The organism is uncultured Cyclobacterium sp. (assembly GCF_963977555.1).
Lineage (GTDB): Bacteria > Bacteroidota > Bacteroidia > Cytophagales > Cyclobacteriaceae > Cyclobacterium.
In genome coordinates, this window is sequence record NZ_CAXBPD010000002.1 from 332,125 (window position 1) to 345,212 (window position 13,088).

General features: G+C 39.1%; 11 protein-coding genes. 3 read left to right on the top strand and 8 right to left on the bottom strand.

Annotated features, from left to right (window positions below; translation table 11 throughout):
- Positions 1–741 precede the first annotated feature (741 nt).
- From AAC073_RS03665 to AAC073_RS03685, 5 genes are all read right to left on the bottom strand, one after another.
- Entirely contained in the window at positions 742–2,316 is a 1,575-nt protein-coding gene (locus tag AAC073_RS03665; protein ID WP_339922477.1) for a solute:sodium symporter family transporter, read from the bottom strand.
- Positions 2,317–2,387: 71 nt separating this feature from the next.
- A complete protein-coding gene (locus tag AAC073_RS03670; protein ID WP_339922478.1) occupies positions 2,388–3,269 on the bottom strand; it encodes an inositol oxygenase family protein in 882 nt (293 codons plus the stop codon).
- A gap of 394 nt (positions 3,270–3,663) precedes the next feature.
- Positions 3,664–5,346: a 2-succinyl-5-enolpyruvyl-6-hydroxy-3-cyclohexene-1-carboxylic-acid synthase gene (gene menD / locus AAC073_RS03675; protein ID WP_339922479.1), complete on the bottom strand. Its 1,683-nt coding sequence runs from the start codon at positions 5,344–5,346 to the stop codon at positions 3,664–3,666.
- Between the two features lie 2 nt (positions 5,347–5,348).
- Entirely contained in the window at positions 5,349–6,557 is a 1,209-nt protein-coding gene (locus tag AAC073_RS03680) for a chorismate-binding protein (protein WP_339922480.1), read from the bottom strand.
- Between the two features lie 5 nt (positions 6,558–6,562).
- Positions 6,563–6,982 carry a hotdog fold thioesterase gene (locus tag AAC073_RS03685; protein ID WP_339922481.1) on the bottom strand — a complete coding sequence of 140 codons (420 nt, stop codon included), beginning with the start codon at positions 6,980–6,982 and terminating at the stop codon, positions 6,563–6,565.
- A gap of 54 nt (positions 6,983–7,036) precedes the next feature.
- On the opposite strand from AAC073_RS03685, the gene AAC073_RS03690 reads away from it, so the two are divergent.
- The gene (locus tag AAC073_RS03690; RefSeq protein WP_339922483.1) at positions 7,037–7,666 is read left to right on the top strand and encodes a histidine phosphatase family protein; all 630 of its coding nucleotides are present in this window, start codon (positions 7,037–7,039) and stop codon (positions 7,664–7,666) included.
- On the opposite strand, the gene AAC073_RS03695 is transcribed toward AAC073_RS03690, so the two are convergent.
- The 3 genes from AAC073_RS03695 to AAC073_RS03705 all read right to left on the bottom strand — a co-directional run bounded on the left by AAC073_RS03695 (position 7,656) and on the right by AAC073_RS03705 (position 10,038).
- A complete protein-coding gene (locus AAC073_RS03695) occupies positions 7,656–8,066 on the bottom strand; it encodes a hypothetical protein (protein WP_339922484.1) in 411 nt (136 codons plus the stop codon). The two genes, AAC073_RS03690 and AAC073_RS03695, sit on opposite strands and share 11 nt — an antisense overlap.
- A 97-nt stretch (positions 8,067–8,163) precedes the next feature.
- A complete protein-coding gene (locus AAC073_RS03700) occupies positions 8,164–8,934 on the bottom strand; it encodes a C4-type zinc ribbon domain-containing protein (RefSeq protein WP_339922485.1) in 771 nt (256 codons plus the stop codon).
- A 3-nt stretch (positions 8,935–8,937) separates the two neighbouring features.
- Complete coding sequence (locus AAC073_RS03705; RefSeq protein WP_339922487.1) at positions 8,938–10,038, bottom strand: Nif3-like dinuclear metal center hexameric protein; 1,101 nt, start codon at positions 10,036–10,038, stop codon at positions 8,938–8,940.
- A gap of 44 nt (positions 10,039–10,082) precedes the next feature.
- Here AAC073_RS03705 and lpxK point away from each other — a divergent pair, with 44 nt between their 5' ends.
- On the top strand, positions 10,083–11,153 hold the full coding sequence (gene lpxK / locus AAC073_RS03710) for a tetraacyldisaccharide 4'-kinase (RefSeq protein ID WP_339922488.1): 1,071 nt from the start codon (positions 10,083–10,085) through the stop codon (positions 11,151–11,153).
- Entirely contained in the window at positions 11,134–13,086 is a 1,953-nt protein-coding gene (locus tag AAC073_RS03715; protein ID WP_339922489.1) for a putative porin, read from the top strand. Before lpxK ends, AAC073_RS03715 begins: the two co-directional genes overlap by 20 nt.
- Positions 13,087–13,088 lie beyond the last annotated feature (2 nt).

Sequence of the window (13,088 nt, forward strand, 5' to 3'; positions counted from 1 at the left end):
AATGATGTTGGGAAATCTAAATAGTCATAATCCAGTACTCCAATTTGTAGTTCAGAAGACGGGAAATTATACATGGCTTTTTCTCCTTCTGCAACAGAAAGAAAAAGTAAAAAAATGGCCAGTAAATTGGTTAAAACAATTCTGATAATTACCGTTCCTATGTTGTATTTCCCAAATTCCACAGCACAAAAGTAGAGAAAAAATATCAGAAAGGCTGACCGCTTACAAAAGCAAATACCACCTTAATACAAAAATAGACCGGTATTTAGGTGTTTTAAGCTGAGAATGTAGGGTGAGATATAAGAGAGATTTGAGTTTTAATTATTAAAGAAGAGAGGGTTGTACTGTGCTTACCATTTTCGGCTTGTCTTCAAATATTTTTTGGGTAAAAGGCTTATTTATTAAGGCGGATATTAAGTAGAAAGAGTTAAAATCCTTTTGAAAATCAGCAACAAAAGTTAATTCAAGAAAGCTATGTATATATAAATGAGGATGTAATTGACAATTATGAAAGCTGGGTAATAAAACATTTAAAATAATACCCTAGTGGTAGGTGAAAATAGGACTGTAACCTAATATCCAAAACTAAATTTCACTATATATATGGCTTGTACCTGGTGGGGATTTGGTGATGAGTAAAGTCAACACTTCGTAAAAGTTATGCGTACTCAGCGATTGCCTTGTATCAAGGGTTAAGGAATTTTCATTTCGAAATCTTTTTTCTATTCGTTGAATATTCGCTTAGCTCCCCAGCCAAATGTAGATCAAAAGGGTAATGAAACACAATCCCAGAGAGACTGGTTTTGCATAACGCCAGGGCTTCATTTCTAATACTGGAGGTTTTCTAACAAATGTATTGGGTTTACCTGGAAAATAACGACTGATGGCAAACATTACCAAAAGATTGATCACAAACTCAATGGCCCATATATGGATAAAGTGTATGCCTGAATCAAAAATGAAAGTGGTCAACAGGTAAAAGGACAGTCCGGTGAATAGTCCTACTTTTGCACCATTGGCAGTAATTCTTGGGATAAAAAAACCAGCAATTAGAATAGAGGCTATGGGGATAAAAAAGATTCCATTTAATTGCTGCATCAACTGGTACAATCCTTCTGGGGCATTTCCAACAAGAGGGGCGATCAAAATGGCAAATACTGCCAGCACCAGAGAGCTTAACCGACCCACTCTAACAAGCTTTTTATCACTTGAGTTGGTGTCAATTAGTTTTTTATAGATGTCTAAGCTAAATATTGTTGCAGCAGAGTTTAATACGCTATTGAAAGTACTTAAAATGGCGCCTAGAACTACTGCGGCAAAGAAGCCAAGCAATCCCAAAGGCATAACACGCATCAATAAAACGGGATATATAAAATCCTGATTATCGTAGTACATGTCGCCGTAATAATAGTAAGCGATTATACCTGGAATCACGATAATTAATGGAATGAAAATTTTCATCATTCCTGTGAACAACAATCCTTTTTGGGCTTCTGCCATGTTTTTGGCTCCAAATGCCCTTTGTATGATGGTCTGGTTCATGCCCCAAAAATAAAGTTGGTTGATCATTAGCCCAGTGAAAATGGTGCTAAAAGGTAAAACTGAATCGGCTTTACCTATCACATTAAACTTTTCGGGCACGTACTCATACACTTTTGTCATACCATTGATAACATTGCCGTCACCAATATCCCATAGCGCTAATATGGGTACCATTAGCCCGCCAATAAGTAGGCCGATGGCATTTATGGAATCAGATAGCGCAACGGCTTTTAAGCCACCAAAAATAGCGTAAATAGACCCAATAACACCTATGGTTACTACTGTAATCCAAATTCCCTCAGATCTACTGACATTTAAAACTTCGGAGACATTGAAAATACTTTCCAAGTTAATGGCTCCAGTATAAAGTACTATAGGAAGTAAGGTGACTACAAAAGAAACCATCAATAAAAAGGCAACAATTGTTTTTGTGGTACTGTCATACCTTTGTTCCAGGTATTGAGGGATGGTTGTCAATCCCATTTTGAGATAAATAGGCAGGAAGTAAAGGGCAGCGATGACCAAAGCGATAGCACTGGTAACTTCCCAGGCAATAATGATCATTCCGTTCTTATAAGCAGAGCCATTTAGACCTATAAGGTGTTCAGTAGAAATATTCGTGAGGATCATCGACCCTGCAATTACCCCTCCGGTCAATGATCTTCCTCCAAGGAAATAGCCATCCCTGGAGCTGATGTCATCCTTTCGTAATTTGTACCAAGAAAAAATTGCAACAAATAATGTAAATCCAACGAAAGTTATAACCGTGAGCATATTGTAAAATTAAATTGCTGCTCAGTTTTTGATGAGCAGCAATTAAGGTTTGGGTTTATTGTATGAGGTAATTAAAATTTTATGGTTGCGGGAAGGTATTTAGCAACCAAGTCTTCATAATAGGGTTTTAATGCTTTGGAATCTGGAGGAACAGGGACCTTGGAATACAAATCATAAGGGTTGAATTTGTCTACCCATTTGAACATTTCTCTGTCGTGATCGCTCATCAAATGGTCGTATGCATTTTCCCTATGCTGGGAATAAAATGAATGGTACCTGATCATGTACAATGCAGGTTCAGGGAGGAAATCTTTTAGGATTTGGTAAAGGTATTCATCGTGTCCCCATGACATTTGAACATTATCAAGACCTGTATTTTTCTCATAGACCCCATATTTTGTATTGTACCGCTCATCCTTGCTGTCAGGATTTGCAGCAAAATATTCCGGATATACAATTTTATCAGAATGCTTGCAACCAACAGGGAAGGTGTCTCCAACTACCGCCCATTGGGGCTCGTCAAACAAGCACAATACCTTGCCCAAATCATGGATAAAACCAGTTAATACAAACCAATCTGGGTGACCATCTGCTCTTATGGCTTCAGAGGTTTGGAGTAGGTGCTGGAGCTGGTCAAGACTGGTGTCAGGATCAGAATCATCTACAAGTGTATTGAGGTAATCAATAGCCTCCCAAAAAGGCATTTCCTTTTTGTCAAACTTTAGAAATTCTGATTGTTTTTGATTAACAAAACCGACGGTCTGGTATTGATGATTGAGGCGGTAAAATTCCTTGACTGTTGCTACGCGTTCAGAGTCATGGTAATTTCGGTAATCTGTTTTGCTTTTGGCCTCTTCGGACTTTGGCTTGGGGTACCTTACTTTCAAATCAGCCTCCCAATCTTCTATATTGTCCAGTGGGGCATTTTCTTTATCTGTCAATTCCTGTCGCATGAATTATAGGTTTATTATCAGTGCGTTAAAGGTAGAAAAAACAAACCAATGTTTGATCTAAATTTTTAATTTCACTCTAAATTTAACGAAAATTTGGCTCCGATGGATTAATCCTAGGTATAAATTTTAATTAGGAACAAAGGGTGGCAGATTGATTAAACCTGGAATATGGAATAGACAATCTATTACACGCTGATTCGTCGCGGCCGACTATATCAGCCACTTCGATGATGTGGCCAATTTTAGCATAGTCATACTATGCTAAAGTTTACAGACGTCCTGATTTTTTTGCCATTACAGCTCTTCCTGTAAACAGAGGACAGGCTTTAAGTATCCTATTAAATTCAAGTTTAAAGTCGCTAGAAGCTTCCTTATTAATTCTTAAAAACCAGGATCAATTTACCTTCAAAGCGGCCTTGATCATTTTAAGCGCCTTAGTATTGACTTCACTATCACTTTTAATCTCAAGGATTTTTGGCTTAATAGATGTTTGAAAAAATTCTTTCAAGGCCAATTGTAACGCTTCCATGGTCTGTACGACTTGGTACTGAAATCCAAATTCGCTTGCCATTTTATCCGCAGTTAATTTTTGATGGGTTTCAAAATATTCAGCCATTTCGGGCAATGCCGCCGGCCCATCTATCATCCTAAAGATACCACCACCATGATTGTTAAATAGGACCAAACGTAAATTGGGTAAATTATACTGGTGCCAGAAAGCATTTCTGTCGTAAAAAAAAGCCATGTCCCCAGTGAGTAATACGACTGGCTCTTTTGTAGTAAAAGTACAACCCACCGCTGTGCTATTAGATCCATCAATTCCACTGGTGCCTCTATTGCAAATTATTTCCAGGTCATCTCCCCTAAGTCCTAAAAAATTCACATTTCTAATGGCCATGCTATTGGCTATATGTATTTTCCCATAGGAGGGAAGGGCGTTTAAAACCTTGTCTAGTGCTTTCAGCTCCCCAAAGGGTGCAGCCGCTAACACTGCGGGTAAATTTGCTTTGATGGTAGCGTTTTTATGATACCATTCCTTCTCAAAATCAACGTTTATTGGAAGTGATTCTTTTTGAAAGAAATCTAAAAATGATGCCGGGCTTAGCCGAATGATTTGGCTAAGATGCTGAAATGGATCTGGGACTTGTCCGTTAGCCTGAATGTGCCAATGTACAATTTTATTTTCCCTTAAAAAAAGCTTTAGAGCCTTCGAGATAATTGATTTACCAAAGCTAATGATCAGGTCAGGTACCATCTCACTGGTATGATTGGCTAAAAAGAAGTCATGGTGTTCAATTGCGCCTTCCTGAGACATATTACTGATTACATCTGTAACTACTACCGCCTGATGGTTTTCAGCAATAGTTTTCAGTAAATCCTTGATTTTCGTATCTGGTCGCTGTTGGCCCGCCAGTACCATTACTTTTTTAAATTTATTTAACTGTGATTTAATCTGAACAGCGCTTTCCTCTTTTAATTTGGATGTGATTTGGTGAAGGTCTAATGTTGGCTCAAGGTCTGTATCTTCAAAAGGATACTGTTCTTCCTGACTTGGATAAAATGGTTCTCTCAAAGGTATGTTGATGTGTACAGGTCCCATTGGAGACTCACTTGATTGGATGATGGCTTCCTTAGCTATTCTTTTAGCATGCCATAGTTTATCGGGATGGGAGACTTCATCCGGAAAGGTGAAACTTGATTTTATATAGGAGCTGTATATGTTTTCCTGACGAATGGTTTGACCATCCCATTGTTCAATCCATTCTTGTGGCCTATCCGCTGTTAAAACCAAAAGAGGGATTTGCTGGTAAAAAGCTTCAGCTATAGCCGGCGCGTAATTCAATACGGCAGAGCCGCTGGTACAAATCAGAACTACAGGTTTGTTGCGTTGCTGGGCCATGCCCATGGCAATAAATGCGGCTGACCTCTCATCGGGTATCACCCTGCAATGGATGTCTGGATGGCGGATAAAAGCTAGAGAAATAGGTGCGCAGCGTGAGCCGGGAGAAAGTATGGCTTCAGTGATGCCACTATTGGCACAGATAGAGGCAAGGTAGGTGAGTTGGGGAAGTATCAAAATTACTGTTTGGGTTGAATAAACTGGCCAATAATATTACATTTCAATTCAGTCTCTTCCCATTCTTTTTCCGGTACTGAGTCTTCAGTAATACCTGCACCGGCAAATAGCAAGGTCTCTTTATTGTCTAATTTAGCGCAACGGAGATTAACAAACAATGATGTTTCTTCATTCATGTTTACCGGCCCTACGAACCCGGCGAAATAGGATCGGTCAAAGCGCTCCTCTGACTGTAGAAATTTCATTGCTTTTTCTTTGGGCATTCCACAAATAGCTGAAGTAGGATGCAAAAGTTCAAGCATGACACTGCCAAGCTGGGGGAAGTTTGTGCTTTTCATGTCCACTAAAAATTCGGATTTAAGGTGTAAAAGATCTCCTGCCACAGTGGTTTTAGGGCCTATTTCACTGTATTCTCTAAGTCGGATTTTTTTGAAGCAATCCACAATATAGCGGCTTACCAATGCCTGCTCTTCGATTTCCTTTTGCGTCCAGGCAGCATTTTTAAGTGGGTTTTCTCCTTTTGCTTTTTGAGTACCAGCCAAAGCCATGGTGAAAAATTTGTCGCCCTTGGTTTTGATCAGGGTTTCGGGGCTTGCTCCGATCCAAAGGCCCGTTTTTTCACTATAAAAACAATTGATAAAGGCATTGGGGTAAGCTTTACAAAGGTTTAGAAAAACTGAGGCCAGGTCAAAATTATTAGGTAAAGCAATGCTTTTTACCTTTGCTGGGACTACTTTAAATAATTCTCCAGAATTGATTGCTTCAATGGCCTTTTTAACTGTTTCGATAAAGTTTGATCTTGTTGTAGTCCTAACAGTAACCTTGGGTTGAGATTTATGGATGAATTCTCTAATTTCAACCGCCAGTTCTGCTGGCTTACCTTCCCCTATGTCCGGTAGATTCCCTATGTATGAGGCATCATTTGCTTCCTCATTGAGACTAAAAGAGAAGTAGTCGGTTGCTTTAATGTAGAGTGGAGGGTGAAGTTGAGAGCTTATAAATGGGTGAATCATGAATCCAGGGGGGAGGAGATCCAAATCCTTCAATTGACCTATGTATCCTTCCTGATCTTTATCAGTAATGGCTTCAACAGTCGAGGAACCAGGTTTTCGCCAAATGGCTATGGCCGCATTGTTTCTAAGCCCATTTACCAAAAGCGAGGAAATTACAAGCTCTTTGGAGGCATTTATGAATGTATTGGTGGCTTCCATAGGTTTTACTTTTGTAAAATAGCCACGGTTAACCGGCTAATGCAGGATAGTTTGTCTTTATCATCCCAAATTTTAATCTCCCAAACCTGCGTTTTTCTTCCGAGGTGAACGGGCATCGCTCTACCTCTTACTTTTCCTTCTCTAACAGATCGAAGGTGGTTGGCATTGATTTCTAATCCAACAGCGTATTCATTTTCATTTTCTAGTGAAAGCATAGCAGCAAGAGATCCCAATGTTTCAGCCAATACCACATTGGCTCCACCATGTAACAAGCCCATAGGCTGTTTGGTTTTATTGTTAACTGGCATTTCTGCTTCTAGGAAATCATCTCCTATAGCAGTGAAATTAATTTCAAGAAATCCCGGCATATTGTCCTTTCCAAGATTATTTAAAAAATCCGTGTCGGGTTTCTTCTTAAATATCATGTTATATGAGATAAAATTTTTTTCTTTGAACCTTGAACCAAAATTAAGGAAATCTTGAGGACAAAAAAAATATATGTGGTAAGGCATGGGCAAACTGACTATAACCTTAAAGGGGTAGTGCAGGGAAGTGGTATTGATGCGCCCATTAATTCCACAGGTGAAATGCAGGCAGCGGCTTTTTATGAGAATTTTAAAGGCATTCCCTTTGATCATATTTATTATTCTGGACTGATCAGGACGAGGCAATCAATAGCGAAATTTTTAAATCCAGAAATACCGGAGGAGAAATTGGTAGATTTAAATGAGATCTCTTGGGGGAATTATGAAGGATTGCCCATGGATCATCAGGAAAATCAATATTATCTTGACATGTTGGGACGATGGTCGTCCGGAGAACTAGGTCACAAAATAGATGGTGGAGAATCTCCAGTGGAAGTGGCGAAACGATTAAAGCGTGCTTTCGATCATATTCTCGAGGCAGGCGGCGAAAATATCCTCGTTTGCATGCATGGAAGAGCCATCAGAATACTTATGACCGTTGCTTTGGGGTATGATTTAAGATACATGGATGCTTTTAGACATGAGAACTTATGTTGTTATGTCCTGGAAGAGAGAAGCGATGGCGTCGTTTACCTGGATAGTTACCATCCATCCCCGACTATTGTCAAGGATCCTATAGGTTAAGCTTTACAAGAGGGCTTTTTGATTTGAGGTTCTGGTCTAGCGATTCAGAAACCAATGATTTGAAGTTTTGCTGACTTGCATGTAGGTCAATGATTCTAAATGCAACTTGTTCTAAAGGTAACTCCTTACTATTGGAGACCTTTACTATGGCTTGTCCCATTTCACAAACAGTCCAATCCGCAAATGGTACAGTTACCAATAAGGCTGTTTCAGAGTTTCCTAAATAGAGTTTGGTATCGAAAGCGTTTGAAAAATTCACCTCCATAATACTGGGGTTGGCTTGGTGGTAAGCCAGCTCATCCTTGTCAAAAATAATCAAAAAGGTTTTGTCAGATCTCTCTTTTGCAATAGAGAGAAATGTAAGGATACATGTCGTAAGAACCAAAAATACCTTTTTCATAGAATCGTAATATATACAATTATAATATACGAGTCAACAAGGGAATTGGATTAAATATAAAAAAAATCCGGAAATTTAATTTCCGGATTTTTTAGGTTTATGCTTTGCTGCTTCTTTTTCTTTTTGGAGTTGGTTCTTCGACGACTTCATCTTCAACTCCGGCAAGTATTCTACCGCAATGCTCACATACTATGATTTTCTTTCTTTCTCTAATCTCAGCTTGTCTCTGAGGAGGAACTATATTGAAACAACCTCCACAGGCGCCACGCTTAACGAGTACAACAGCCAAACCATTTTTAGCATTGGTTCTGATCTTGTCGTAGGATTTGATTAACCGGGCATCTACCTTCTTGGCAGCTTTTTCCATGTCGTTCTTAAGCTTCTTCTCTTCATTTTCACTTTCAGAGACGATGGTATCAAGTTCACCTTTCTTTTGGTCCAGATCTTTTTGCCTGTCTTTTAAGATGTCATTAAGGGCTTCGATATCCTTTTGCTTGCTTTCAATTCTTACCTGAGTTTCGGTAATCTTCTTTTTAGATACCTGGATTTCGAGATCTTGCAATTCCAATTCCTTAGTGATTGCATCGTATTCCCTATTATTCCTTACATTCATTTGCTGATCCTGGTATTTTTTGATCAGCTTTTCGGAATCTTTTATGGCATCTTTGTACTTTTTGATTTCGTCCTCCATGGAGGATATATCAGCATTAAATTTGCTTAAACGGGTTTCGTATCCTATTATCTCATCTTCCAAATCCTGGACTTCCTCAGGAAGTGCTCCCCTCACCTTAAATATTGCATCAAGACGGGAATCGATATTTTGTAAGTTGAGAATTGCTTCTAATTTTTGTGCGACTGGACTTTCCATGTACTATAGGTAACTTATAGGATTTGTAATTACATTTGTCAAATAGGTTGCAATATTACTAAATTTTCGTGACAATATGTCTTTTAATAGTTCTTTTGTGTAAATTTCACTCTCATAGTGTCCTATGTCGGTCAATAAGATATCCTTTTCAGCATCAAAAAACTCGTGGTATTTGATGTCAGCAGTCACAAAAACGTCCGCTCCAGCGCTTTTGGCATGACCCAAAAGAAAAATACCTGCCCCTCCACAAATGGCAATCTTACTTACTTTTTTATTTGAAATAGCCGTATGTTTTATTACTTGAAGCCCCATCGAAGCTTTTAAATGTAGCAGAAAATCTTTACCCATCAGAGGTTTCGGCAATGTGCCGACCATACCAGAACCTACTTCTTGGTTTTTGTTTTCCAAAATCTGAAGGTAATAGGCCACTTCTTCATAAGGATGTGCCGTTTTTAAGGTGTTGATGATTTTATTTTCCAGGTGGCTGGGAAATATTAATTCCACCCTTGTCTCTTCTATAGCCGAAAGCGCTCCTTTCTCTCCAAGTGTTGGCTGAGCCCCTTCCTTCGGTAAAAAACTTCCTACTCCTTCAGACCTGAAGCTACAATTGGAATAATTCCCTATGTTTCCAGCACCTGCGGCATATAATTTTTCCAGTACCTGATCAACATTTCCTTTTGGAATAAAGGTGGTTAGCTTGGATATAATGCCTTTTTTAGGGGCAAGAATTTGAGGGTTCAATAAGCCTATTTTTTCCGAGATCTTAAGGTTGACACCATGGCTAACAGCATCCAGGTTAGTGTGAATGGCGTAAATGGCAATGTCATTTTTGATAGCGGAAATGACCGTACGTTCGATATAGTCTTTGCCAGTCAAACGCTTGAGGCCTCGAAAAATAATCGGATGGTGCGCTACAATTAGGTTGCATTTTTTCGCTTTGGCCTCCAATACCACTTCCTCCGTGACATCGAGTGAACAAATGATCCCATTTACCTCGGCCAAGGGGTTGCCTACAATTAATCCTGCATTGTCATAACTTTCCTGGTAGGCCGTTGGCGCTAGGTTTTCCAGGTAAGATATGATATCCTTAATCAAATAAACCATATATTTGCTTTCGTTTTACTCTCAAAACTACAAAAAAAACACCAATGCGTTTTGTTGATTTTTTACTGTTTCCATTTGCCCTTATCTACGATGGGATCACTTCATTGAGAAACAAGATGTTTGATGCAGGCCTTAAAAGAAGTCAACCTTTCGAGGTGCCCACAGTTGTTGTTGGGAATCTGGCGGTGGGGGGGACCGGAAAAACGCCCTTCGTGGAGTTTTTGATAAATCGATTTTCATCGGCCTTTAATCTGGCTGTTTTAAGTAGAGGTTACGGAAGGAAAACAGCCGGATACAGATTGGCAAAGGGAGATAGTTCTCCAAGTGAAATAGGAGATGAGCCTTTCCAGATCTATTCCAAGTTTAAAGATAAAGTGACTGTGGCAGTTGGAGAGGAAAGGATTCTTGCCATACCCATGATCCTGGCAGAAAATCCAGAAGTTGAAGCCATAGTACTCGATGATGCATTCCAGCACAGGTATCTTTTAGCTGACCTTAATATTTTGCTGACAACTTATAAAAACCCGTTCTTCAATGATTATTTGCTACCGGTGGGTAGATTGAGAGAAGGAAGAAAGAATGTGAGGAGGGCTGATGTGATAGTGGTTACGAAATGCCCCGATAAATTGAAGGAGCAAGAAAAAGACAGCATCAAAGGACAGGTTTTCACCTATCTTCAGGTAGAAAAGCCCGTCTTTTTTGCCGGGCTTAAATATGGGCTACCTTACCCATTAAATCTGAAGTTCCTCAATCCCAGTGATAAATTTATATTGGTTACAGGTATAGTAGATCCTGAACCAATACGTTTAAAACTAGAAGCCATGCAAAAAGTGGTACTGGAAACCGTGGCTTTTCCTGATCATCACTTCTACAGCCCAAAAGATATGGCCCGAATTAATGATATTTACAATAAGCATTCAGCCCACAATGTAAGCATTTTGACCACAGAGAAAGATGCCGTAAAATTGAAGGACAGTAAATTGTTGGAATTGATAAAAAATATTCCGGTTTTTGTGTTGCCTGTGGAGGTGGATATGGAGCCAATAGAAGAAGAAAAGCTTTTGAAGATTATTAAAAGCATGATCATAAACAAAAATGCGGATAGTGAAATTTAACCCGAGAATTTTCTTCGTGCTTTTAGCATTAACTGCTGCTTTAATGGTTCCTACATTGGCGCAGCAGCAACAAAGGCCTAAAGAACCGCTCTCAGATGAGGAGAAAGGGAACAATGCCATGAAAAAAGGCCTGTTAGACGATTCTACTAAAATGGTTTATGGGCCGAGGACTTCGCTTTATTATTACGAAAACTTCATTAGAAACAATAGGTTCAAGAAATTGGAATTGGACACTTCGCTTACAGGCTTTCATAATTACGAGGCTGTGGCCGATACCTGGTACAAATACCAAGACCTTGGTAATTTGGGAACAGCGGCCAGGCCTGTTTTTTATGATGTTCCAGCACAAGTTGGAAGAACTTCAGGCTTTCATTCCTATGACATTTACCACAATACCCCGGACAGCATCCGGTATTACAACACTAAATCGCCTTATACCAAAATTGAGGCTTTTTTTGGTGGAGGAAATCGAAATAAATTGGACATTGGCTTTGCCAGGAATATCACGCCTAATTGGAATATTGGGATAGGGTATCATACCATTAGGGCTACAAAAACCCTCAACCCAACCACGAGAGATGACCACAATGTGGTGAATGATTCTTATGAGATCCATTCCAACTATAAGTCTGATAACGGTAAGTATTTTTTGCTGGGTACCATTACCAGAATGAAGCACAATGTAAATGAACAAGGAGGGATTATTCCCCCAGGAGTAGATACCACTTCTTTGTATTTTACTTATGAAGATGCCAAGGTGTGGCTGAGTAATTCCAAGGCCGTTGATTTAAGGCAGAACTACCACCTTTATCAGGAATACGAAATACTAAAGGGATGGCAAGCTTATCATGTATTCGATAAAAAGAAACAAGCGGTCACTTTCTTCTCTGATTTGGGAACTTCAGACTCTACCTTTTTTAATAGCAATCGGTTCAATTCACAAAATGAAGACAACTTATTCAGCAAAGAGGATACAACTAACAACCACAATCATTTTTCTGAATGGAAAAATGAAATAGGATTTAAAGGTGATTTTGGGCCTGTTTATTACAATGCCTTTATTAAATTAAGGACAGGAAGGATGGCCAGTCGGTTTTTCACCTCTAACAACTCCTTTACAGAGCTGTCCCTAGGTGGTGCCCTGCGTGGGGAGATTAATGAAAATTGGGTTTTTGAGGCTGAAGGGGAGTACCTTATTCCTGATGGTTATCGAATAAAAGGCTTGTTCATTTCTCCATTTTTGGACGTAAGCTATACCAAAGCGCTTTACAAGCCGAATATGATGCAACAGCAATACAATGGCAATCATTATAAGTGGAGCAATGATTTTTCAAGTACTGGGGTAGATCAAATTAAAGGTACAATCAAAGGGGATTTTAAGAATTACAAGATTAGACCAAATTTAACCATCAATAGAATTAACAATTACATTTATTACAATGAAGAAATGGTGCCGGAACAGATTTCATCTGAAGCCTTTATGGTAATTCCTGGGTTGGAATCCCATTTGGTTTTTGGGGGAAAATTTCACTGGCAATCTGAAGCTTATTATACTTTGATAACCGGAGGTGCCGCAGATAAATTTCGTATCCCAGAACTTTTTGTCAATACGAGATTTTTCTTTGATGGGCCATTATTTGATGACCATGTATATGTGCAGTTAGGAATCGAAGGTAGGTACCGAAGCGATAATTATGCACCAGCATACATGCCTGCAACACAGCAATTTTACCTGCAAGATAATTTTAATGTTTATGCTTACCCTGTTGCTGATGCATTTCTTAATTTCCGTATCAATAGAACCAGGGTATTGTTTAGGTACAATCACCTGAATGCTGGACAAATGGCCAATGACGGATATTTTATTACTCCAGATTATACTGGGTTAAAAGGGATGTTGGACGTTGGGATTAGTTGGTACTTTTTTGACTAAAG